Origin of the sequence: Paenibacillus sepulcri, assembly GCF_042647105.1 — a bacterium.
Lineage (GTDB): Bacteria > Bacillota > Bacilli > Paenibacillales > Paenibacillaceae > Paenibacillus_Z > Paenibacillus_Z sepulcri.
This window is the reverse complement of sequence record NZ_JBHRUP010000001.1, coordinates 4,104,961-4,128,398: the sequence shown is the minus strand read 5'-3', so window position 1 is coordinate 4,128,398 and position 23,438 is coordinate 4,104,961. Positions and strand designations below refer to the sequence as shown.

16 protein-coding genes are annotated in these 23,438 nt (G+C 51.9%); 1 reads left to right on the top strand and 15 read right to left on the bottom strand.

Features of this window, described 5'->3' with window-relative positions:
• Positions 1–69: 69 nt before the first annotated feature.
• The 15 genes from ACFOLF_RS18255 to ACFOLF_RS18185 form a co-directional block, all read right to left on the bottom strand.
• Positions 70–951, bottom strand: coding sequence for a carbohydrate ABC transporter permease (locus tag ACFOLF_RS18255; RefSeq protein ID WP_210039251.1), 882 nt, complete (start codon positions 949–951; stop codon positions 70–72).
• 15 nt (positions 952–966) lie between these two features.
• A complete protein-coding gene (locus ACFOLF_RS18250; protein WP_379114400.1) occupies positions 967–1,926 on the bottom strand; it encodes an ABC transporter permease in 960 nt (319 codons plus the stop codon).
• Positions 1,927–2,047: 121 nt separating this feature from the next.
• A complete protein-coding gene (locus ACFOLF_RS18245) occupies positions 2,048–3,022 on the bottom strand; it encodes a Gfo/Idh/MocA family protein (protein WP_210039252.1) in 975 nt (324 codons plus the stop codon).
• Between the two features lie 26 nt (positions 3,023–3,048).
• Entirely contained in the window at positions 3,049–4,053 is a 1,005-nt protein-coding gene (locus ACFOLF_RS18240) for a Gfo/Idh/MocA family protein (RefSeq protein WP_210039253.1), read from the bottom strand.
• Between the two features lie 38 nt (positions 4,054–4,091).
• On the bottom strand, positions 4,092–5,612 hold the full coding sequence (locus tag ACFOLF_RS18235; RefSeq protein WP_210039254.1) for an ABC transporter substrate-binding protein: 1,521 nt from the start codon (positions 5,610–5,612) through the stop codon (positions 4,092–4,094).
• A 167-nt stretch (positions 5,613–5,779) separates the two neighbouring features.
• The gene (locus ACFOLF_RS18230; RefSeq protein ID WP_210039255.1) at positions 5,780–7,393 is read right to left on the bottom strand and encodes a response regulator; all 1,614 of its coding nucleotides are present in this window, start codon (positions 7,391–7,393) and stop codon (positions 5,780–5,782) included.
• Between the two features lie 17 nt (positions 7,394–7,410).
• Positions 7,411–9,141, bottom strand: coding sequence for a sensor histidine kinase (locus tag ACFOLF_RS18225; RefSeq protein ID WP_210039256.1), 1,731 nt, complete (start codon positions 9,139–9,141; stop codon positions 7,411–7,413).
• Positions 9,142–9,325: 184 nt separating this feature from the next.
• Entirely contained in the window at positions 9,326–11,530 is a 2,205-nt protein-coding gene (locus tag ACFOLF_RS18220) for an S-layer homology domain-containing protein (protein ID WP_210039257.1), read from the bottom strand.
• 250 nt (positions 11,531–11,780) lie between these two features.
• Positions 11,781–13,736 (bottom strand): GTP-binding protein, encoded by a 1,956-nt coding sequence (locus tag ACFOLF_RS18215; protein WP_210039258.1) that lies wholly within the window; start codon positions 13,734–13,736, stop codon positions 11,781–11,783.
• 35 nt (positions 13,737–13,771) lie between these two features.
• Positions 13,772–14,566 carry an ABC transporter ATP-binding protein gene (locus tag ACFOLF_RS18210; protein ID WP_210039259.1) on the bottom strand — a complete coding sequence of 265 codons (795 nt, stop codon included), beginning with the start codon at positions 14,564–14,566 and terminating at the stop codon, positions 13,772–13,774.
• The gene (locus ACFOLF_RS18205) at positions 14,566–15,486 is read right to left on the bottom strand and encodes an ABC transporter permease (RefSeq protein WP_210039260.1); all 921 of its coding nucleotides are present in this window, start codon (positions 15,484–15,486) and stop codon (positions 14,566–14,568) included. Before ACFOLF_RS18205 ends, ACFOLF_RS18210 begins: the two co-directional genes overlap by 1 nt.
• 64 nt (positions 15,487–15,550) lie before the next feature.
• On the bottom strand, positions 15,551–16,603 hold the full coding sequence (locus ACFOLF_RS18200; RefSeq protein ID WP_210039261.1) for an ABC transporter substrate-binding protein: 1,053 nt from the start codon (positions 16,601–16,603) through the stop codon (positions 15,551–15,553).
• Positions 16,604–17,125: 522 nt separating this feature from the next.
• Positions 17,126–18,394 (bottom strand): alpha-L-fucosidase, encoded by a 1,269-nt coding sequence (locus ACFOLF_RS18195; RefSeq protein ID WP_210039262.1) that lies wholly within the window; start codon positions 18,392–18,394, stop codon positions 17,126–17,128.
• A 207-nt stretch (positions 18,395–18,601) separates the two neighbouring features.
• Positions 18,602–20,629, bottom strand: a complete 2,028-nt coding sequence (locus ACFOLF_RS18190; protein ID WP_210039263.1) for a hypothetical protein — start codon at positions 20,627–20,629, stop codon at positions 18,602–18,604.
• A gap of 418 nt (positions 20,630–21,047) precedes the next feature.
• Positions 21,048–22,538, bottom strand: coding sequence for a DHA2 family efflux MFS transporter permease subunit (locus ACFOLF_RS18185; protein ID WP_210039264.1), 1,491 nt, complete (start codon positions 22,536–22,538; stop codon positions 21,048–21,050).
• A gap of 230 nt (positions 22,539–22,768) precedes the next feature.
• Here ACFOLF_RS18185 and ACFOLF_RS18180 point away from each other — a divergent pair, with 230 nt between their 5' ends.
• Positions 22,769–23,392 carry a TetR/AcrR family transcriptional regulator gene (locus tag ACFOLF_RS18180; RefSeq protein WP_210039265.1) on the top strand — a complete coding sequence of 208 codons (624 nt, stop codon included), beginning with the start codon at positions 22,769–22,771 and terminating at the stop codon, positions 23,390–23,392.
• The last annotated feature ends 46 nt before the right edge of the window (positions 23,393–23,438 follow it).

Below are 23,438 nucleotides of genomic sequence, written 5' to 3'. Positions count from 1 at the left end.
AAACCTCGACATTGTGGATGCCGTTTCCAATCGCAACAGTCTCCATTTGAATCAAGCTGTGCTTTTCCGTTACCCTTTCACGGCTCCGACGACAAGTCCTTTCACGAAGAAACGCTGGAAGAACGGATACGCGACCAGCAGGGGAATAACCCCGATCACGGCGATTGCCATTCTGACCGTTTCGCTTGGCATCGGACCGGATTTTACGCTGCTGCTCAGATTGCTGGATGACAGGAACTGTATATCCGTCAATATGCGGTTAAGCATATTCTGCAGGCTGTACAGCTTGCTGTCCGTGATATAGATCATGCCGTTAAACCAGTCGTTCCAGTAGAGCACGAGCTGAAACAATCCGATTGTCGCGAGAATGGGAGTGGACAGCGGAATGACAATAGAAAAAAAGGTTCTGAACTCCCCCGCTCCGTCTATATTCGCCGATTCGATGACGGGCGCAGGGATGGACGTGGTGAAGTACGACCGTACCAGCATTACATTAAACCCGTTGGTCAGCAATCCCGGTACGATCAGCGCCCAAATCGTATTTTTAATCTCGAACGCTTGCGTATAGATCAGATAGGTGGGAACAAGCCCGCCATTGAACAGCAGCGTGAAAAAGATCAGAAACGCAACCACATTCCGATAGGGCATGTCGGGCTTGGAAATTGGATAGGCCAGCATGGCGGTAATCGCTACCCCTACAATGGTGCCTGCGGCGGTAATCAATACGGTGATTCCGTAAGCCCTTGCAATTTCACCCATTTTATTGCCTAAATACGTGTAGGCATCAAGACTTAATGATTTTGGAAAAAAGGAATACCCTTCGCGGATGATGTCATGTTCGCTTGTGAACGAGGAGACCACAAGGAGCACGAACGGAAACAAGCACGCAATTGAAACAAGCACCATGACGATATGCGAAATCCACTGCCAAACTTGGTTTTCTTTATTCATTCGCTGCTCCCCTCCTTAAAACAATGAATTTTCCCGGTTGACTTTCCGGACGACGTAATTGGACAGCAGCACCAGAATCAGACCAACCAGGGACTGGTACAGCCCTGCGGCAGACGACATCCCGATATCTCCGAGCTGGATCAGCCCCCGATAGACGTAAGTATCGATTACGTTGGTCGTATCGTAGAGCGAACCCGAATTCATCGGAACCTGATAGAACAGCCCGAAGTCGGAATAAAAAATGCGTCCGATCGCAAGCAGTGTCATCACAACGATCGTTGGAATAATCAGAGGAAGCGTAATGGCACGGATCTGCTGGAATTTGGACGCGCCGTCGATCGTAGCCGCCTCGTAATATTCGGGGTCGATACCGATAATGGAAGCCAGGTATACGACGCACAGAAAGCCGACGCTCTTCCAGGTATTGACGATCGTTAAGATAAACGGCCAATATTTCGCTTCATTGTACCAGGAGATACCTTCGGCATGAAACCATGGCAGTATGGTGTTGTTGATAAAGCCGGTTTCCGTGCTGAGCATCGCAAAAACCAGATAACTGATGATAATGGTGGAGATAAGATAAGGGATCAACAGGATGCTTTGATAAAAACGCATGAAAAGCTTATTCTTGATTTCATTCAAAAGAATCGCTGCGGCGATAGCCGCCACTGTGTTTATCAGGATAAACGAGCCATTATAGAGGATCGTGTTGCGGGTGATGATATAGGCATCCGTCGTTTTAAACAAATATTCAAAATTTTTCAGCCCTACCCAGTCGCCGGCAAGAAAGCCTTTGGAGAAATTGACATCCTTGAATGCGACAACCAAACCGAACATCGGCAAGTAGTTGTTGACCAGAAAATAGATTAGCCCCGGCACCATCATCAATGCCAGAATCCCATACCGTTTGAGCTTTCTTCCGCTTCTGCCTGATGAAGCCATGGGTGCAGGGGCGGCTGCTGTGTCTTGCGCCATCTTCAAAATCCCCTTTCAGAGGCGGTATGCCTTATTCCGTTCAAAAAAAAGTGACCCGCCATTCATGCCGCCAAGCAGCGCGGATCACAGTTTTCGAACGTATCGTGGATCAGTCTTGCTCTTATCGGAGCACGACCGTTGTCTTCTGTTCGGCGGCTTGATAAGCGGCTAACGCCACCTCCGTAGCCCGCAGGCCGTCGAGACCCGTGATCAAAGGCTCTTTGCCTTCCCGGACGCTGTTGATAAAGTGTAGAAGCAATCCCGCGTCCATGTTGTCTCCCCAGGGATCCCATTTCACGCCTGCGGTTTCGCTGTACAGATTGACCTTCTGACCGAAAGCATCCACCAGCAGAATGCCGTCCGTTCCGATGATCTCCATGGTTACATCCCCCCAGGTCGGGTAGGCCTTGGTGCGGGACCAGCTGCAATCGATCGTAGCGAAGACGCCGTTCTCAAATTCCAAAGTAACGATGCCGCAATCATCAATCGGGTTGTCCGAGAAGCGGCTGTCATGCTCTGCATAGACATCTCTCACTTCGGAACCCATAAACCATCTCATCAAATCCACCAGATGCACGGTATGGTCCATAACCGCTCCTCCCCCCGATAACGAAGGATCCGTAAACCAGCCTCCCGGAATAAATCCGTGATTGGTTCCTTTAATGGCCAGGATGCTCCCGATTTGCCCGAGGTCAATGGCATTCTTGGCTGCCGCAACAGGCGTACTGAAGCGGACCGGAAAGGCCGTGCTGAGAAATACGCCGTTCTCCTTGCAGGCATCGATCATTTCCTGGGCGTCCTTCAGGTTGGTCGCGAGCGGCTTCTCGCATAATACATGCTTGCCGGCACGCGCCGCAGCAAGGACATGCTCATGATGCTTTACATTTTCCGAGGTTACGATGACAACGTCGACGTCCTGCTTCAGCAATTCCTCATAATTCTGGAAATAGGGAAGCTTGAACTGCTGGGTCCACTGCCTGCCTCTTTCCTGGTCTTCGTCGGCAACTCCGACAATTTCCACATCCTTCATTCCGAGAATGACGCTTATATAGCCAACCGCATGCAAATGCGCGAGACTGATAATACCTATCTTCATGGATTGCCCCTCCTTATTTGAGTACATTATGCGTGAACGCCCAGCGTAACCGGCTGACCCGTTTCCATCGACTTGATGGCTGCAAGCACGATTTCTATGGCCTTATAGCCGTCTTCCGCCGTTACTCTCGGAATGGCGCCCGTCTCAAGACATTCAATGAAATGCTGCAGCTCACGGGCGTAAGGATTAGGCTCGACCGGACTCACCGGCACATAGACGCCTTCGGCCGCTTCCTTGGTCTTACGGCGGGTTAATGTCAATGGCTTATCCCGGTCGCTGTCATAATCGACGATCCCTCCAGAGCCTGCAAACTCCACCTTCGTTGAAAAATTCTCATGCGCCCAGGAGCCTTCGACATGCGCGATCACACCGTTCTTAAAGCGGAGCGTGACCAATCCATAGTCCATCTTCGTCGTATTTCTCTCACGTCCATGCAGGCTCTTCGCATAAACGCGCTCCACATCGCCGAAGCACCATCGGAGGAAATCGATGTCATGGATGGATAAATCCATGATTACACCGCCGCTGAGCGCGGTATTCCCGTACCAGTCCTGGTATCCTCTTGGCATTTGTCCGACGCGGCTCATCCGGACGACGCCCGCTTCTCCGATCGATCCGCTGTCCAGATGGGATTTCAGCTTCTCGTATTCCGGAAAGAACCGCACGACATGTCCGACGAACAGCCGCACCTGTTGGGATTTGCAGTACTCCATCATCTCCATGGCATCCGGCAGATTTCCGGCAAGCGGCTTCTCGCAAATCACATGTTTTCCCTGCTCCGCCGCTTTCATCACATACTCTTTATGCAGATAGGTAGGGACGCATACGTCAACAATATCGACCCTTTCCAACGTCTGAAGGGCCTCTTCGATCGTGCTGAACGCCTTCGCTCCGTTATGCCCCGCCAATTGCTCTGCCTTCTCCAGATTCTTATCGACGATACCGACGAGCTTCGCCCCGGGCAGACCCAGATAAGAGAACGCATGAACGCCGCCCATCGCGCCGCAGCCTATTAACAAAATGTGAACCATCTTTATTCCTCCTTATAGGGATACACATACACCAGCCATTATTGGTTGTTCTGAGCCCAAGTGTCCAACTGCTTCTGTTTCTCGGCCATGATGGCGTCCAATCCGGCCGCCTTCAGCTTGTCCATAAATTTCGGGAGCGTTTCCTTCGGATCCAGCGTTCCGGTTTCCAGCCCGCCCTTATATTGATTAAGGACATTCAGCACGGCTGCCGATTCCGTCTTCACCGGCTCCACATTGAAGGTAAATCCAAGCGCTCTGGATTTCTTCGCGCTTTGGTTGAACTCCTGCAGCTTGCTCCAAATATCCGGCTCATTGCCTTTGAACACATAGGAGATCAATTGATTTCCGAAAAATATACCCGAATTCGTATATCCGCTGGTAGCCGCGGTTATGCCCGAAGGATAATCGATCATGGTGTCGGATGTCTTGATATAATGCTTCTCTTCTATTCCATAATCAAGCAGATTGAGCAGCTGGCTGTCGGAATACAACAGATTCAAAAACTGCATCGCTTTCTCCGGGTTTTGGGAATTTTGCGCAATGCCCTGCATGATGATCGTAATATTGCTCGTTTGGGTCACCGGTTGGGCGAATGGCACGGATACCAGCTCATAGCCTGTCGCCGCCGCTTCCTGCGCTTCGATGCCCGGCTTGATTCTGCAGAAATAGGCAAAAGCTTTGCCCGCACCCATCAAGGTCTGAGCGCTGTCGCTCGACGTCGCAGCGTCCTTCGAAATGTACCCGTCCAGATACCATTGTCTGACAAGGCCCAGCCGCTGCTGATATTTGGCGTTCTCGAACAGATTTACAACTTTCAGATTATTATCCAGATCGGGAAGAACGCCGATCGAATCATCCAGCGTGTCGAAGTCGCTGGTATCCATCAAATCCGTTAAGGTCAGGGAAATACTGCTCCCGCTGAGAGGAACAAGCGGTGTGACATCAGGCTCGTTCTTCTTGATCGTTTCGAAAACCTTGCTCAGGTCCTCATAGGATTTGATGCTGCTCACATCAATGCTGTATTTATCGACCAAATCCTTTCTCATGAGAATGCCCGGGCCGGCTGCGAAGTCCCGAATGCTCGGCAGCGCGTAGGTTTTTCCGTCAATCCTGGCGGCATCCAGATAGGATGGCTCGACAGCCTTCAGAATGTCCTGTCCGCTCTGGGCCAGCAAGTCATCCAATGGCACCAGTTGACTCTTCGCGACACGCGTGGCGTAGTCGCTGCCGAGCACCGTCATAATGTCCAGCTTCTCATTGGAGGAAAGCATCAGGTTGATTTGCTGCTGCCATGCCCCGAAACTGATCGGCAGCAGCTTCACCGTCGCTCCGATCTTATCCTTGATCAGCTTGTTCATCTCATCCTGAATTAGCGAAATATCCTTCTGGTCGACCCCCGGGTAAGCCATTGTAATTTCATACAGATCTTCTTCGGGGGCGGGATCGGAGCCTGACGATGTCTGGGTGTTGCCGGAGCCGTTGCCGGAGCATGCGGCTAACATCATCATTACCAGGAGCGTACAGACAAACAGCGCAGTAATCCTTTTTCTTTTTTTCATATGTCACTTAACCTCCCTTGTAGATAGACTCATCATAATCAATTTCACTCTGTCTTCTCTACCTGTATCCCGACTAATCGCTGTGCGTTTTCCGACATGTTAGAATTTATGACATAATGCGATAAAACAACAGCCGGAAGCGCTGCGCTCCCGACTGTATTCCATTCCTATTTATCGTGGGTGTGACGGTATTCTTGAGGGGTAAGCCCCGTGCTCTTTTTGAAAATACGGGAAAAATGGGAAAAGTTCGAATATCCGATGGAGCTTGCGATGCTGTTAATATGTTTATTCGTCTTGCGCAGCAGCTCCTTTGCAAGCTCCATCCGTTCCCGTACCACGAAGTCGGAAATGGTCATCCCCGTCTCTTTCTTGAAGATCCTGGTCAAATAGTCCGGATTCAAGTATACATGGGCAGCGATATCCTCCCGGGAAAGCTCGGCATCCGACAGGTTGCGCATCATATAGGATTTCGCCTTTTCAACCACGTTCACGGTCTTCTCCACATCCCGCGCGTGCTGAACCGATTGGCGCACCAGGACTTGAATCCACTGAAACAGATGGTCGATGGAACGCGTTGCGTTAAGGGAAATTTCCATATGCTCCTCAAAAATTTGATGGGCCTGCAGCCCTTTCAGATGAAGCACATGATAGACGATTTGCAGGAAATTCTGATAAAACTCCCGCAGCCATTTCGCGCTCAAGCGCTCGTCCCGATCCGGGGCATTCAAATAGACATGAATTTCGGACAACAGCTCTTTTTCCGAATTTTGCTTTAACAGCTCCATCCAGACATGCATCGGAGGCTCCAGGTTACCGGCCTTGCCGGCATTGGGCAGCGGCTTATACGAAAGGGTCAGCACCTGATTCTTCTTCCGGATATTGTCGGCATCCATATTCATAAGAGCCTTATACATAGCTGCCATCTCATGGGCGGGCACAGCTTCCCCGACATAACAGCACAGGTCGCAGTTCAAATATTCGCCGGATACGCTGATGAATGTGCGCAGGAGAAACTGGAGCGTTCCGGGAGCAGACACATCATCGGCCAAATCGTCCATGATCAGGAGCTGCACCTCTCGGTTCACCTGCACAAGCTGCCCCTTGATGCGGTGTTCCCCCAGCAGTTCCTTCATGACGTTTTGCAGGGGAAGCTCCCTTGCTTGCGCTTCATGGACGGGGATTTCCATATGCCAGCGCTGGATCCGTATCAACACGGGCAGATGCTTCGCCTCTTCACTGTAAGCGATGTTTCCCTTGGCAAGATACTCCCGGATATTGCGAGGCTTAGGAGGTATGATGTCAGTCAGCAGATCCCGCCAGAAATGCTCGATAAACACAGGCTCATGGGATGACCATAACTCATGATATTTTAAATAGTTCTCCCGATCAGACAGCTTTTCCCGTTCAACGGAGATCGCTGCGAGCGCTTTGCCGGCAACCTTCTCAATCTCGGGGAACTGTATCGGTTTCAGCAAATATTCAAAGCTGCCGAGCTGAACCGCCCGTTGGGCATATTTGAAATCGGCATGGCATGTCAGGAAAATGCAAACGATTGATGGCTCATGCTCCTTCACCCACTCCAACAGCTCCAGGCCGCTTCCCTGCGGCATCTCAATATCGCAGATGATCAAGTCGACCTGATGATGCGCGATAACCTCCTTGGCGCGCCGGATATTCGTCGAGATGTGTACCGTTGAGATTCCCATTCGCTCCCACTGCACGCCTTCCGCGATAACCTTGGCCGTATAGGCCTCGTCGTCTACAATTAGCAGCTGATACATAGATGACCTCCCCCTTGCTACTCTGCCCGGGGAAGCATAATTCGAATTTCAGCTCCCCATTCTTCTCCGTTGGCAAATGTAATCTCCGCATGTTCTCCATACAGCAGTCGAAGCCTGTGCCTGGCATTCCAGATCCCTACATGCTCGCCCGTCTCACTTCGCAGATCCTCCTGCAAGGACAATTTATGCAGGATCTCATCGGGGAAGCCCCTGCCCGTATCCTTAATGAGAAGCTGCATCTTCGTCCGATCCGGGTTCGCGCAGACGATGTCTATCTGGAGATGAATCGCTTCATCCATCGTCAGCGTATGCTTGATCGTATTTTCCACGAAGGTCTGAATGAGCAGCGGCGGCACGAGGCAGGACATCAGCTCCTCCGGCACCGCAATGTCATAGGTCAGGCTTTCTCCGTATCTCATTTCCTGGATGCGGAGATAATTGAAAATCTGCTCGATCTCATCCCGGAGCGGTACTTTCATCTTATCGCCCTGAAACAGCATATACCGGAAATAATGGACGAGGGAGAGCGACATTTCCTGAATAATGGGGTAGTTCCGCACCTGGGCGGAATTATAAATGATATTCAGCGTGTTCATGAAAAAATGGGGATTGATCTGAAGCTGCAAATGCATTAGCTCGGCGGTCTGCTTGCTGATCTTCTCCTCATATACGTTGATTTTCAATTCCTGGATCGTCCCGATCATCGTGTTGAAGGTTTCGTGCATCACTTCAAATTCCATCGAGGAGGAGAATTGTTCAATTCTCGTCTCCCAATAACCGTTTTTCACCTGCTTCATCGCAAGCATAATACGTTTGACGGGAAGCAGAATCATCCTTCGGAAGGCCAGGACAATGAAGGGGAGCGCAATCAGAGAACCGATGCAGATGAGGGCAATAATATTTTTAAAATAAGGCAGCCTCTCCAGAATCGCACTGTCCGGAATAATGGCGGCCAATCTGAATGCTCCCTGGCTTGATTTCGCCTGCGCAACCAGGAATTTGCCGCCGCCGGAACCGGTCAAGTCGTCCGATGCCAGATTGATTTGGTGCTTGTTAATAAAATCCTGATCGCTCATGGCCGTATTGCCCGTGTCGTCAATAAGGATCGCTCTTCCATCCTGTCCAAGCCGAATCAGCTCCAGAGGAACCATGATCTTCTTGACATTGACCCAGCCCACGACATAGACATCACCGGCCTTCACGATATGATACAGGAAATACTCGTCTCCGATCCTGTGGGAACTCCAGCGGTCCCTGGAGATCTCATTCTCTTTCTTATCCGCTTTAAGCCAATCCTGGATGCTGTCGTCCAGGCTTTTGCGGTACGCATAGGATATATTCAAATTTTCCGTGATGATCATATCGTCGTTTGTTTGGGAGTAGACAATGAAGGAATCAATCGATTTATAGTAGGTGATATCGCTTGTAATTTTATTCGAAATCGCAATTTTCGCAATATTGTATTCATTTCTATTCCGTTCCGCGGGCCTGTCCAGCAGAAGCAGGTCCGTATCCGCGGCAGCCAGGGAATACAGGTAATTATCCACTTCCTTCAGGCTGGCATCGATTTGCCCCATATACAGGCTCATCATATTCTCGTTGGACTGCATCACCTGATTATGAACAACGCTTATCGCATAGAGATTGTTGCTGATCAGCAATCCAATCAGAGGGATGGTGATGAGAAGGACGCCAAATAATAATTTAAACCGGATCGATTTAAAGACGGCTTTGTTCAGACCCCTCATGCCGTAGTCCCCCTGCTGCTGCTTTTTTTAAAAAGTATAGCATGATCCCGGTGAATGGCAACTGGTAATTAGGAGGTTGATGGGGGGTAAATTCCGGTACTGAATACTTGTCGTTATAGCTCCGCTCCTTCCCTGAACCTGAATAACACTGCAGCCGGCGGCTGCAGTGTTATTCAGGTGGATCCTATTGCAAAAGCTCCTCAATGCTTCGATCCGTCTTCAACGAACGGACGATCAGACTTAACGCCTCGGCACGGGTGGCCTTACTGTCCGGCGCGAACTTATCGGTGCCTATGCCCTGCACGAGACCTGCGGCCGTTGCGTCCCCAATGGTTTTTTGAGCCCAGTACCCGCTATTGACATCCTTGAAGCTGGAAGCCGGCCCCTCATGGCTCATTTGCTTCAAATTCAGGATCCGGGAAATGATCGTCAGCATCTCTGCCCGCGTGATCTCTTGGCCCGGCTTGAACGTTCCGTCCTGATAACCGCCTATAATCCCGTTGGAAGCTAATATCTCAATATATGACGTGGACCAGCTCTGTTCCCCGATATCGCTGAACGAGACTTGGCTGCTGCCTGCCGTCATATGGAAGGCTCTTGCGATCATGGCGCTGAATTCGGCGCGGGATACGGAGGCGTTCGGCTTGAAGCTGCCGTCCTGATAGCCTGCGATTATCTGCAGGCGCATGGCCAGCGCGATATCATTGGCTGCCCAATGTGACGCGGTATCTGTGAATGAAACCTTCGCATCTTTATTCGCTGCCAGCGTTTCCTGAATGCTGGCGAAGAGCTGCTCCTTATTTACGACGGACGAGGAGAAGGGACTTGTCTCCGGGGCAGGTGCTGGCGCCGGGGCAGGTGCTGGCGCCGGGGCAGGTGCTGGCGCCGGGTCCGGCGTTGGTGCCGGGTTTGACGTTGGCGTCGGGTCCGGCGTTGGTGTCGGGTCCGGTGTTGGTGTCGGGTCCGGCGCTGGTGTCGGGTCCGGCGTTGGTGTCGGGTCCGGCGTTGGAGTTGGATCCGGTGTTGGTGTCGGGTCCGGCGTTGGTGTCGGGTCCGGCGTTGGTGTCGGGTCCGGCGTTGGCGTTGGATCCGGCGTTGGTGTCGGGTCCGGTGTTGGTGTCGGGTCCGGCGCTGGCGTTGGATCCGGCGGGATAACAGGTGCCGCAGCCCGGATAACCGTAACCGTATAGGTTTGTGTATTTCCATTCTGAGCTGTAACGACGGCTTTAATCGCATTAAAGCCTACATCCAGACTAACCGGGTTGCTTGCCGGGGCATCATTCAGCAGCAGCGCAACCGTGGCATGACTTTCTGCCGTAGTATAAGCGACCGTCGTCTCAGCGATATCGTTGGTCGCATCTGCTGTGTAGTTATAAACATTGGCACTCATCACCGGGTCCAGCGTAATGCCGCCTAGATCCAGCGAGCTCAACAAATTGTTGTCGCTTTTGCCGGCTACAGACAGGTTGAACGTTTTTTGCGTAAATAGATCGTTGCTGGACACGGTAGCCGTCATCGTCACATCGGTATCTGCACTGGGAGGATTCACGGTTCCTGCCGAAGAGACAACGTCCGGGTCACTGCTCGTCCATGATATATCGATGTCATTGTCCCCCGTAACCGGCAGCGTCAAATCCTGAGTAACATGCTGTTCCGTATCGCCGGAAGCAAATCCGATCGCCAACGAATAAGCAGCCTGACTAATTATCGGGTCATAGATTAGACTGGAACCCGTGTATAAGGAAAGAGGGATGGAGGAGAAGCTGTCAATATCAGACTGAATCTCGAAGGTCACCTTTCCATTGACTGTGTATGAGGAGAATCCTTCCTTTACCGTGTCGGTCCTTGTGTATATTCCTTGATAGCTGGTATCGCCGGGATCATTATTATAGAATGTAACATCGGGATCGGAGGAATGGGCAAATACCTCTGATTGGCCCGTCACCAGCTGGCCATCGGCTCCATATACGTCGAATGTCACGCATACAAACCCTTGATGTGTGCTATTGATTACAGGTCCATTTTGAACAACATAACGTACAGGGTGCGTTGGTTTCAGCAGCGAAATATCATTCATATTAATAGTATTGGGGATTTGATAGCTATGAGTCGGAACCCAATTTATATTCCCGTCGCTCAAATAACCGCCTACGATGGTTTTCTCAGTGGCAGTCGGCACGGTTATTAGCGCCGGATTGGCTGGATTGAATGATGCGGTTGCGGTTTCTCCTGTCGAATATCTTACGTACACCTGCTCGGAATCCGTAAAGCTAACCCCTTGAACAGTTCTAAATTCAACCGACCCCAGATTCGTCGCCACACACCCGCTTAACACAAGCATGATCAAGACCGAGACTAAAACTACCGAGTAATTCGAATAACGTTTCATTGTCTATCTTCCTTTTCCATCTGATTTTAGTACCCACTATGTCAATAGCTCTCCGGATACAAGTATATCTATGACCAATGACAGCAAAATGACAAAATTCGGGCCAAACGCGACAAAAAACATGCTGCTGCATCCGGCCGCCGCAAAAAAAATAGAAGCCCGGGAGCTTGGCTTCTACTTTAATGCTATCATTTGCGGCAGGTAACATTTTATCATCACAGTGAATGTCATGTTCCGCTGCGCCTGTATATTACAGCAGATGCATCTTCGCCTCCGCCTCATCCCAAGCCACCGTGTAACCATGTCCCTTGGCGCAAAAAATCGAAGAGGAGCTGTACAGCGGATCCGCGTCCTTCCGGTAGCCTTTTCGCTCGATGACCTCTTGTTCGTTATGACAGCGATCGTAGCCCCCGAAGACGAAATGAACGCTCCCTCTGCCATGCGTAAAAGAAGCGAGCTCCGTACTGTACTTCATAAAGGTGGCTACAGGGACTCTGCCCGTAATGACAGCATGGGCGGTCGTGGTTTGCGGTGGATCAAACTGACCGGAGGCCCGCTGAATATCGGATAAGACCCTGCCCATATCGTCCGCTTCCACTTTAATCTTAAAATCATAGTAAGGCTCCATCAGCAGGTTTTCCGCTTTCTCCAGGCCTTGTCTTAGCGCGCGGAAGGCCGCTTCGCGAAAATCGCCGCCATGCGTATGCTCATTGTGCGCGCCGCCCTTCAACAGCGTAATCCGGATATCGGTAAGCGGCATACCCGTTAATAAACCATGGTGATCCCGCTCATAGAGATGGGTTCGGACCAGATTTTGATTGCCCACGCTCAAATCGCTCACATGACACGCGTTCACGAAAGTAATGCCGCTGCCCCGCTCCCCCGGCTCCAGCCGCAGATGCACCTCCGCATAATGCTTGAGCGGCTCGAAGTGGCCGTATCCGTTCACGGTCGACCCAATCGTTTCCTTATACAGAATTTCCGGGCTGCCGAAGGAGACGCCGATTCCGAATCGTTCCGCCACAAGCTGCTCCAGCACTTCAAGCTGAATAAGACCCATAACGTGGATGTGGATTTCCTGCAGGCTTTCCTCCCAGATGACATTCAGAGACGGATCCTCCGCATCCAGGATCCGGAAGGCTTTCAGCACATCCTTCGCGTTCAGGGAATCGGCGAAAATCACCTTCGACGTGAGCGTCGGCACCAGCTCATAGGCCAGCTTGTCCGAATAGATGCCGAGGCCTTGTCCGGCTTCGGCACTTGAGAGCCCGGTTAACGCGAACAGATCGCCCGCCGAGACCTGATCGACCGTATGCGACTTGCTACCGTTGAAGATGAGAAGCCGTGTCACCTTCTCGCAAATTTGCACATCTCCGCCCCTATAGCACAGCTCATCGCGAACCTTCAGCGTCCCGCTTAACGCCTTGATGAAGGTCAGCCGCACACCATTGTGGTCATGGCGGATTTTATAGACGCGTCCCCCGAACGGAGCCTGCCTGTCATAATCCACTGTCGTCAGCAGATGCAGCTGATCCAGAAATTCGACAACGCCAATATCCTGCAAAGCAGAGCCGCTTGCGCAAGGAAAGAGCTGATGGCCGCGGATCTTAGCCTGCAGCGTCCGCAGCCAGAATGCCTGGTCCCCCGTTCCCGCGATAAACGTCTCCAATAACTGTTCATCCTGCTCCGCCATGCTTTCCAGCAAAGCCTCCCCGATCTCGCCATCCGCGAAGTTCCCCGTCAGCATGCACACATCCTCTGTCAGATGCATGCGGATTTCCTCGATGACTCTGTCTGCATCCGCGCCAACCCGGTCTGTTTTATTGATAAAGAAGAACGTCGGAATGCGATGCTTGTGAAGCAGCTGCCAGACCGTTTCGGTATGACCCTGGACACCTTCCACCGCACTGATGATAAGGATTGCATAATCCATGACCTGGACAGCCCGTTCCATCTCCGGCGAGAAATCGACATGCCCTGGCGTATCGATCAAATAATAGGTTGATCCCTTATACGACATGACGGCCTGGTCTGCAAATACGGTGATGCCCCTTGCCCGCTCGATGTCGTGGCTGTCGAGGTAAGCGTCCTTATGATCGACCCTGCCCCGCTCCCGAATGCTGTTTGTATGGTAAAGCAGCTGTTCGGCAAAGGTGGTCTTGCCCGCATCCACATGGGCGAACATGCCAATCGTTTTATGATTCATCGTATCCCCTTGATTTCACTATAGTCTGGTTTCATCTAGCCAAGCACGATCCGGTCATCCGACAATTGATGTCCGCTGATCCGTTCGAATTCGCCAAGCAGCTGCGAGACGGTCAGGCTGCTTTTCCGCTCCTCGGGAACATCCAGTATGACGCGTCCTTTGTCCATCATGATCAGCCTGTTCCCAAGCCTGATTGCCTGCTCCATATTATGGGTAACCATTAAGGTTGTCAGCTTCATCTCGCGGACAATGCTCTCCGTCAGGCTGGTGATCAGCTCGGCCCTTGCGGGATCAAGAGCCGCCGTATGTTCATCCAGGAGAAGGATTTGCGGCTTCGTGAATGTAGCCATCAACAGGCTCAGCGCCTGGCGCTCTCCTCCCGACAGGAGCCCGACTTTGGCGTTCAGGCGATTCTCCAGACCGATGCCAAGGCGCTGCAGCTGTTCCCGGAAGATCCCGCGCTTCGTGAAAGTAACGCCCCGGCCGAGCCCCCGTTTCTTCCCCCGCGAGAGGGCCATAGCGAGATTCTCTTCGATCGTCATCCGGGGAGCTGTACCCGCCATCGGATCTTGAAATACCCTTCCAATCCAACGGCTTCTCCGGTATTCCGGAAGCTGCTGAATGGCATTGCCTTCGATCCGTACCTCGCCGAGGTCGGGCTTCATAACACCGGATATCACGTTCATCAAAGTGGACTTGCCCGCTCCGTTGCTTCCGATGACCGTAACGAAATCGCCAGGCTTGAATTGCAAGCTGATATTCATTAACGCGATTTTCTCATCTGAGGTGCCAGGGTTAAACAGCTTGGTAATATCCGTTAGCTGCAGCATTATGCGCTCCCTCCCTTGCTGGAGGCAGTCAACAATTCAGATGCCCGTTTGCGGGCAAGACCTCTTTGCTTCAACGCACGTTGAATGGTAGGCAGCAAGAGCGCGATTATGACGATAAGAGCCGTAATCAGCTTCATATCTGATGTTTCCAACCACTCGATACGCAAGGCCAAGGCGTATATGATTCGGTACAGGATGGCTCCAAGAACAACGGCAAGCGTCGCCCGAAATACCGTTTTATTGCCGAATATCGCCTCGCCGATGATAACCGAAGCCAGTCCAAGGACAATCATCCCGACCCCCATATTGATATCCGCAAAGCTTGATTGTTGTGCAATCAGCGCTCCGGAAACAGCAACCAATCCGTTCGACAGGCTCACGCCGACAATCGTCGTATTATCCGTATTCGCACCCAGGCTGCGGATCATTCTGGCGTTGTCGCCAGTCGCTCTAAGCGCAAGTCCGATGTCCGTATGAAGAAAAGCGTCCAGCAGCAGCTTGATAATCAAGGCAGCCAGGATCAGAACGGTCATATAAATGTATTTATCCTCCGAAATCGTTGTGAACATCGTGTCGATTCTGGAGAAGCCAATATTAGGTTTACCCAATATCCGCAGATTAATGGAATATAAGGCGATCATCATGAGAATTCCGGATAAGAGCCCGTTTATTTTCCCTTTCGTGTGGAGGAGACCCGTACACGCTCCGGCGGCCAGTCCAGCAGCGAATGCCGCTATGGTGGCGATCCAGGAATCATAGCCATGTGTAATCATAATCGCCGCTATGGCGCCGCCCGTCGTAAAGCTGCCATCGACAGTCAAATCGGGAAAGTCCAGAATGCGGTATGTAATATAAACCCCGAGTGCCATTACAGCGTACAAAAGACCAAGCTCACTTGCCCCTTGTATGGCCAGAATCATGTTATGCCCTCCTTAATAAAAGAGAAAAGGGGTGAACGACAGGAGCCGTCCACCCCGATTGCAATTATTGAATAATATTATTTTCCTTATCCTGTACCTTTTCCTTCATTGCATCCGTCACAGTGATTCCGAATGCTTCCGCTGCTTTAAGATTAAGAATCAGATCCAGCTTGTCCGGTATGGTGATTTTCATATCCCCCGGGTTTTTGCCGTTCTTCAGAATGTCGACAGCCATTTGGCCAACCTGGTATCCGTGATCGTAGTATTTGAATCCCACCGTTGCAAAAGCTCCAGCTTCTACCGTATCCCGGTCACTGGAGAAGAATGGAAGCTTGTTATCGGCAGCTACCTTAATAATGGCATCCACGGCGCTCACGACTGTATTATCCAGCGTGATGTAAATGGCGTCCGCCCGGCCAACCAGGGATTGCGCCGCCTGCTGGACTTCGGAGGTGTTGGTAACCGGCGCTTTGACTAACTTGATATCATGGGCGGCCAAGGCTGTTTCTGCTTGCTTCGCCATAATCACGGAGTTGGATTCCCCTTCGTTGATGACAACGCCGACCGATTTAACAGTTGAAAAATTCTCGGCAATGAAATCCATTAATTGCGTAATGGCCGCCGGATTCGAGTCGGAAGCTCCCGTGATGTTGCCGCCCGGTTTATCCAGATCGCTCACAATCTGGGCATCAAGCGGATCGGTAACTGCCGCAAATAAGACAGGCTTATCCTTGACATTATCAGCAAGAGCCAGTGCGGAAGGAGTGGCAATGCCCAGAACCAGATCGAACTTCTCCGAACCAAATTTCTGGGCGATTGACAGGTTGTTGCTTGACTCTCCCTGAGCGTTGTTATCATCGATTTTCAGGTTCTCGCCTTCAACAATGCCCGCATCCTTAAGCGCTGCCAGAAAACCTTCTTTGGTTGCATCCAGGGAAGGATGCGGCGCGTATTGGGAGATACCGATCGAATAGTTTGTTGCCGCAGGGCTCTCTGATGTTGAAGTATTTGTGGGGCTGGATGAACCGGCGTTTTCCTCTTTGGCTCCTCCACAGCCGGCTGCAGTAAGCAATAAAGCAGTAGATAGCGCAATAGTCGCCAACATTTTCCTCTTCATTATCAATACCCTCTTTCTATGTCCTATTTTAGTTTACAAATAATTAATCCTAGTTTAATAGCCGCCTCTCCGATCGTCAATTCATATGAAATTGAAAGCTTCTGCCTCCTCCCCTCCAATCCAGAGTGTCAAGCCCGCTTCCGTATGGGCGAGCACGCCATAGGTTTTATGATTCATTGTATCACTATGATTTCAATATAGTTGTCTTCCAGCTGTATAAGAGGCTTTGCTCTTGTATACTATTTCATTATTATGAAAGCAAATCCTCTATCCGGTTCGAAAAACTGTCCACTTTAACACTGTTTGTGGAGGATTCTCTCCGAATCCATTCTTCAAAATCACACAGGGGCGTCCCGATTCCGTCTAACCGCCTCAGCTCACGCTTGCTTCTCTGCATTCGATCCATCCTACCGGACCGCATCCGACGAACAAACCAAAAACCCGGCCAATCTCCTCTACAGGAGACGACCGGGCTGCTATATATGCAGGAATATCCGCAAACGCGCGGACGCTGCTCAACCTTTATTCGCTTAACGCTTCATCGAACTCGAGCCGGATCACCAACACCTCATCGGATAACTCATTGACAGGAACGTTCCGAATCCGCAAATACGGTTTTTCCCTCCAGTACCACGGCGTGAAATCGACGCTGGTCTCAAGCTCCCGGCCGTCGTTGAGCAGAACCGCCCGCTTCGGCACGACATCCCACGGCTTCAGCACAACCGCCGTCGTCTGCATGTCGCGGTACAGATGAATATACAGCATGTGGTCCCGCTTCGTCGCCAGCACATGATCCCGCTCGATCCGGTGGCCGGCCGAGGTGACGATCTCATCCTTGTACACCAGCGAGGACGCCGGAAAAGTCCCATCGAAGGCTTCCTTAATCCGGTTGTACCAGCCGCCGATTTCCTTCAGCGCCGCGACGCTTTCCGCCGGAAATGTGCCATCGGCCTTCGGCCCGACGTTCAGCATATAGTTGCCGCCCATAGCCAGCACTTTGTCCACGCTCTGCATGACATATTTGTAGCGGTAGTAGTCCTCATTCTCCCGGTAGCCCCAGCTTTCCCGTCCAAGCGACTGAACCGCCTCCGCCGGCTTGTCGAACTCGTTGCCTTCAGGCACGACCCGCTCCGGCGTGTTGTAATCGCCCGGTCCCGGTCCGCGTTCATTGATGAGGATGCCCGGCTGCAGCTCGCGGATCATCTCGTTCAGGCTCGGATCGTAGTGCTCAGCCACGTTGACATCCCAGAAGAATTGATAGATTTTCCCGTACCTCGTGCACAGTTCCTCGACCTGCTTGCGGACGAAATCATAGTACTTGTGGATGTCGTGGTCGTCCCCCGCGCGGGCTCCGAACATCTCATGATGCCGGCCCAGGTTGGGGTAATTCGGATGGTGCCAGTCAGGGCAAGAGTAATAGAGACTAAGCGGAAAATTCCGCCGCGCGCACGCTTCGGCCAGCATTCCCAATATATCTTTGCCGTACGGGCTGTTCATAATATTGTAGTCCGTATATTTCGTGTCCCACAAACAGAAGCCATCATGATGCTTCGTCGTGATGCACATATACTGCATGCCGGCCGCCTGCGCCATGTCGATCCAGGCATCCGGATCAAACTCCTCCGGATTAAACTGATGAATGAGCTGCTCGTATTCCTTGCGCGTCATCATCCCTTTGCCGCGCCATAAAATCTGTTCGTGCCACGCGGGAATCGCGTACAACCCCCAATGAATAAACATCCCGAACCGCCGCTCAAAAAACACATCCCTATCATCGCCAAACCGCTTCATATCTTGGTCCTCCCTCTCCATCTAAATTCCGGTGAGAAAATCTGGCCGCGCATGCGCGAACGTCTTCCGATACATACTCGCAAGTGCTCCGAGCATGTCTACCGCTTGTCACTTGACTGGATCGCTGTTGTCTCAGCCGAATAATCGCCAGACTGGATACTTGCTGTGCAGGCCAGAGGACGGCGGAGCCCTTCCTTCATTGTGCTGTCAGCTCTCAAGCTCTACGAGCACGCTTTCCCAGATGGTCAGCTCGTCCAGTACAACGGTCAATTGGCCGTCCTCCAGCGTGTACGGCGCCGGCTTCTCCGAAATGAGCAGCCGTACGCCTTGCAGCCGTGAGGCCTCGGCCGCCTGCAGATGCATGACGAGCTGTACGCCGCGCAGCGGCACGTTTACCGCCAAGGGCCTGCGCCCCGTTCCGTTGACCAGATTGACGAGGTACTGCCCCTCTTTGCGGAACGCCGCAACCTGCAGCCCCGGATAGGAGCTGACGCGAATCCATCTGTCCCCGCCAAGCAGCATGTCCATCAGATTAGCCAGAAGAATATAATGATCGGGCAGCTTATATTGGCTGATCAACCCGCTCAAGGAGAAAGGCAGATAGACCGCCTTGCCTTGTCCATAAGCGGAGACGCAGACCAGCGGCAGATCGGTGCGGCCGACCGCCATCGACGCCCGCTCCGGCGGCGAGCCTACGCTTTCCATCGGCGAGAACGGCGGCACCAGCGTCGCCAGCACCTCCGTATCCGGCAAAGGCGTGCAGTAGACGACCCGTCCGCGGTGCGGGATAAGCTCCGTCTCCTCCAGCTGCCGCTGCAGCGGATTGTCCGCACCCTCGAACCGGAGATACGAGGCGGCCAGCGATTCGCCCGAAGCGGCCGAATCCCGCCCGATCCCGAGCAAATCGGACAGCTCCGGATAAGCTTCGTCGATCGCACCCTCGAAGACGAGCCGGCCCCCCTTGTCGACGTAAGCAAGAAGCTCCCGGACCAATCGCGGCGTCAGCGAGAAGCCATCCGGTATAAGGAGCACCGAATAGGGTCTCAGCCGGTCCGCCGTCGCTTGTTCCTCCAGCAGCAGATCGAACGGAATTTGCGTGTTCAGCAGTCCGTCCGCCCAGTCCTCGCTGGCGCTCTCCGATTCCCACATCAGCGCCACTTGTGAATGCGGCACCGCGTCGTGCAAATAAGCTTCGACTTTCGCGACCATGGCGTTCATCTGCGCAACGGCAGACAAAATCCGTTTGTCCGTGATGGTGTCCGGGATCCCGGTCAGCGAGTGCCAGATTTGGCCGCCGTGCGCGGGAACCTGGCTCATCCAGAACAAATACTCCGCGGCCGGCAGTCCCGTATGCCGCCAATCCATACCCGGACTGGAGTGTACGATCCCGAATGCCGCGGGCTTGTCGATAAGCGTCCGGCCAATCTTGACGTTGGCCGCCGGAACCCAGAATTCGGGGGCTTCCTTATGGCCCCGCGACAGGATGTTTTGCGCTTCCGTGCACATGATATCGCTTGTCGCGGCGCGCGCATGCAGATCATCCTTGTAGAAATAGTACAGAATCATCGGCAGATCGGGTGCTTTCTCTTTGACGAAGCTGTAGATGAGGCTCATGTTGTCCTTCAGGCTTGCGGAAGCCCAGTCGGGTTCGAACTGCTCCGAGGACCCGGGCAGGTCGCGGCCATAGCGTTCCCGGTACTTGCGGCGGCAGAAATCGCAGTAACATTCCAGGTACTGCGGCGCGTTAAAGAAAATGCCATCGACCTTGTAATTGGAAAGCACCTCATCCAGCACCGGAATGGCGACGCTTTCATTTCGATAAGGCGTATTGATGCAGGTGGACATGAGCAGGGACCACGGTCCCGGCCGCAGGCTGCCCGAGATATGAGGCTCACCGTTGCGGTTTCTCACAAACCACTGGGGTCTGCGCTGATAAATGCCGTCGTCCGCCTTGCTGAAGTCGAAGCGCGCAATGAAGCGGATGCCCTCGCTGTGGCAGGCTTCGATGACTTCCGCCAGCAAATCGCGATCCGTAGGCAAAAATTCGTTCTGATAATGTAAAGGCACCTGCGTACGATACCATGCGTAAATGCCGCCAACGTTAAAGACAAGCGCGGTCGCTCCCAGCTCCTTCATCTGCCTGGCAAGCCTCCGCGGTTCGATCATCGCCGTATCGCGAACCTGCAAATTCGTCTGAATGACGCGAGTCGGCTGTTTCCACCATAGTTGGTTCATCGCTTTCTCTCCCATTTCATGAATTTAGACTGATTCGATTATATACCAGCCTCACCCCCCGCAGGGTAGGAGACATCTCCTGAGAAAAGGGGAAAATGGGAGCGAAAAACACATAGTTGGGCGATGCGGAGACGAGTCAGCGGTCAAATGACCACGACGGGGAAATTTTATGTCCACTTTATACAAAAGGGACAACAACAAACGGAGCCGTTACATTTAAGTCGCGTCCTTACCACTATTTGTGAATGGTTCAGCTTACTTCCTGTTCCATCCACTCTTCGGCGGTGTCAAACTCCCCCCAACAAACAGAAGAGCTTCTCCAGCTATACGAAGCGGAGAAGCTCTTCTGTAACATTAACATTCAAGAACCTGAGCATCCGTATACGCCGGGTCCATTGTGTCTCATCCGGTCCTCTTCCTATGACTCAACTGCCCTTGTTTGTTTCAGTGTGACTCCGGTTTCTTCTTCATCGGCCTGTCCTACACGTTTAATGAAGAAGGAAAGCAGGAGACCGACTATTCCGATTCCAATAATAACAAGGTACGCATCATTAATACCCTGAATAGAGGCCTCCATCACCATATGCTCCTGTGTGCCTGCGCCGCCTGCAGCGGCCATATCCTGAAGATGAGTCTTGGTTCTGGTCGTCATAATCGTGACAAGCAGAGAAGTACCTATCCCGCCCGCCACCTGCTTGATGGTGTTGGAAATGGCCGTACCATGCGCATACAGTCTTTTAGGCAGCTGGTTGAGGCCAGCCGTTGTAATCGGCATCAGGAACATGGCCATCCCGAAGCGCCGTCCTGTGGACATGAGCACCAAATACGTATAACTGGTGGAATCGGTTAGATTAACGAAGCCGATTGTCGTCACAATGGTGATAGCCATTCCGATAATAGACAGCCACTTCGCTCCGAACCGGTCGAACAGCCTGCCTGTTACCGGCATCATAACGCCCATCAGAAGTGCGCCGGGGAGCATCAGCAGCCCGGACTCCAGAGCTGTATATCCACGCGCATTCTGCAAATACAGGGGAAGCAGCATCATATCTGCATACATGACCATCGTAACCGCAATATTAATGATAGTCGTCAGGGAGAACATGCTGTGCTTGAACGCCCTGAGATCAAGAAGCGGGCTCTTGGATACCAGCTGCCGCCAGGTGAACACAATCAAGGAAACAACACCGACAGCAAGAGATACGATCACTTCTGCGCTGGACCAACCCTTGCTTCCAGCACTGCTGAAGCCATATAGAAGTGCGCCAAACCCGATTGTCGAGAGGATGACACCGCCAATGTCGAGCTTGGGATAGCTTCGTTCAGCAACATTTTTCAGATAAATAAAGGCGACAATAATAACAATAACGGCAAACGGAGTCATTCCATAAAACATCGTGCGCCAGGAATAATTCTCCATAATATACCCGGCAATAGTAGGCCCGATAGCAGGGGCAAAAATAATGGCGAACCCGACCATTCCCATGGCGGCTCCCCGCTTGTCGGCCGGGAAAACGGTCAGGATGACCGTCATCAGCAGCGGCATGATAATACCTGCGCCAGCGGCTTGAATCAGGCGTCCGGCGAGCAAAACGTCGAAATTGGGGGCAACGGCCGAAACAATCGTTCCTCCAAGAAAAATAATCATGGCTGACTGGAACAGCTCACGAGTCGTAAACCGCTGCATCAGAAATGCGGTAATCGGTATTAAAACCCCGTTAACCAGCATATAGCCGGTTGTCAGCCATTGAGCCGTAGACGCCGCAATGTCAAAGTCGACCATCAGCTCCGGCAGCGCGACGCTCATAATGGTCTGATTCAAAACGGCGATGAACGCCCCCAGAATCATGACAAACAATAGTGGGCCTTTCTTAATGGAAGAACTGTCAAAGGCTAAATCTTTACTCATCCTGCTCAATCCCTTCAAATTCATCGTGAAACTAATAAACACTTTGTTGTATACTATACGTAATGTAGAAAATTATAATCATCTCTCTTCCATTTCACAAGCAACACATTTTCGAAAAATGTATATTAGTTTACATTCGAACGGGATCTGTCGTCCAGGCGAAAAATAATTTACAAAGTGTGCTGCAATTGTCGTTCAGAGCACTTATGGGGAAAGGAACTTGAGAGCGCATGTCAACAAAAACACCGCGTACGGATCCGCGTGTTCTTCGCACACGCCAATTGATTCAAGATGCCTTTATTGATTTGCTTCAGGAGATGGAGCTGGAGAAAATAACTGTGAATCGTATTGCGGAACGCGCTACCATTAATCGGGTCACCTTCTATCTTCATTACCGGGATATTCCGGATATGCTGGAGAGGATGGCGGATGACATGATTAATAAACTTCATTTTATCTTGAAGGATATTTCGCATCCGAACGATTTCAGAGGCATGGATTGGCCCAAGCAAGGGCATCCTATTCTGGTCAAAATGCTTGAGCATATCGCAGAAAATTCAAAATTTTACAAGGTTCTGCTCGCTTCAAAACGTATACCGGTATTCACCGAACGACTTTTGGAAGTGATTGTCGATGTGATCACCAACAATATTGAGAAGCGACACGCTTCCTTATCGGATTCAGCAGTGAGCGTTCCAAAAGATATCGCAATCTGGTATGGCTCCTCCGCCTTGATCGGTACAATTGTCTTCTGGCTCAGCAATGATATGCCCTATACGCCGCTGTTTCTCGCCAAGCAGTTTTCTCTCATTCGTATCCTGCAAAATACAGACCAGCCCATTAATCTGGAATGATCTCATCAAAAAAAGAGAGGCGCATGCTTGTGCATGCGCCTCGCTC

What these genes read in the sequence shown, in the direction of transcription:
- ACFOLF_RS18235 (WP_210039254.1), bottom strand. Translation starts at nt 5,612, where the DNA reads ATGAAAAAAAGAAAAAGGATTACTGCGCTGTTTGTCTGTACGCTCCTG.
- ACFOLF_RS18195 (WP_210039262.1), bottom strand. Translation starts at nt 18,394, where the DNA reads ATGAAGCGGTTTGGCGATGATAGGGATGTGTTTTTTGAGCGGCGGTTC.
- ACFOLF_RS18200 (WP_210039261.1), bottom strand. Translation starts at nt 16,603, where the DNA reads ATGAAGAGGAAAATGTTGGCGACTATTGCGCTATCTACTGCTTTATTG.
- ACFOLF_RS18215 (WP_210039258.1), bottom strand. Translation starts at nt 13,736, where the DNA reads ATGAATCATAAAACGATTGGCATGTTCGCCCATGTGGATGCGGGCAAG.
- ACFOLF_RS18205 (WP_210039260.1), bottom strand. Translation starts at nt 15,486, where the DNA reads ATGATTCTGGCCATACAAGGGGCAAGTGAGCTTGGTCTTTTGTACGCT.
- ACFOLF_RS18230 (WP_210039255.1), bottom strand. Translation starts at nt 7,393, where the DNA reads ATGTATCAGCTGCTAATTGTAGACGACGAGGCCTATACGGCCAAGGTT.
- ACFOLF_RS18220 (WP_210039257.1), bottom strand. Translation starts at nt 11,530, where the DNA reads ATGAAACGTTATTCGAATTACTCGGTAGTTTTAGTCTCGGTCTTGATC.
- ACFOLF_RS18240 (WP_210039253.1), bottom strand. Translation starts at nt 4,053, where the DNA reads ATGGTTCACATTTTGTTAATAGGCTGCGGCGCGATGGGCGGCGTTCAT.
- ACFOLF_RS18185 (WP_210039264.1), bottom strand. Translation starts at nt 22,538, where the DNA reads ATGAGTAAAGATTTAGCCTTTGACAGTTCTTCCATTAAGAAAGGCCCA.
- ACFOLF_RS18190 (WP_210039263.1), bottom strand. Translation starts at nt 20,629, where the DNA reads ATGAACCAACTATGGTGGAAACAGCCGACTCGCGTCATTCAGACGAAT.
- ACFOLF_RS18245 (WP_210039252.1), bottom strand. Translation starts at nt 3,022, where the DNA reads ATGAAGATAGGTATTATCAGTCTCGCGCATTTGCATGCGGTTGGCTAT.
- ACFOLF_RS18250 (WP_379114400.1), bottom strand. Translation starts at nt 1,926, where the DNA reads ATGGCGCAAGACACAGCAGCCGCCCCTGCACCCATGGCTTCATCAGGC.
- ACFOLF_RS18255 (WP_210039251.1), bottom strand. Translation starts at nt 951, where the DNA reads ATGAATAAAGAAAACCAAGTTTGGCAGTGGATTTCGCATATCGTCATG.
- ACFOLF_RS18225 (WP_210039256.1), bottom strand. Translation starts at nt 9,141, where the DNA reads ATGAGGGGTCTGAACAAAGCCGTCTTTAAATCGATCCGGTTTAAATTA.
- ACFOLF_RS18210 (WP_210039259.1), bottom strand. Translation starts at nt 14,566, where the DNA reads ATGCTGCAGCTAACGGATATTACCAAGCTGTTTAACCCTGGCACCTCA.
- ACFOLF_RS18180 (WP_210039265.1), top strand. Translation starts at nt 22,769, where the DNA reads ATGTCAACAAAAACACCGCGTACGGATCCGCGTGTTCTTCGCACACGC.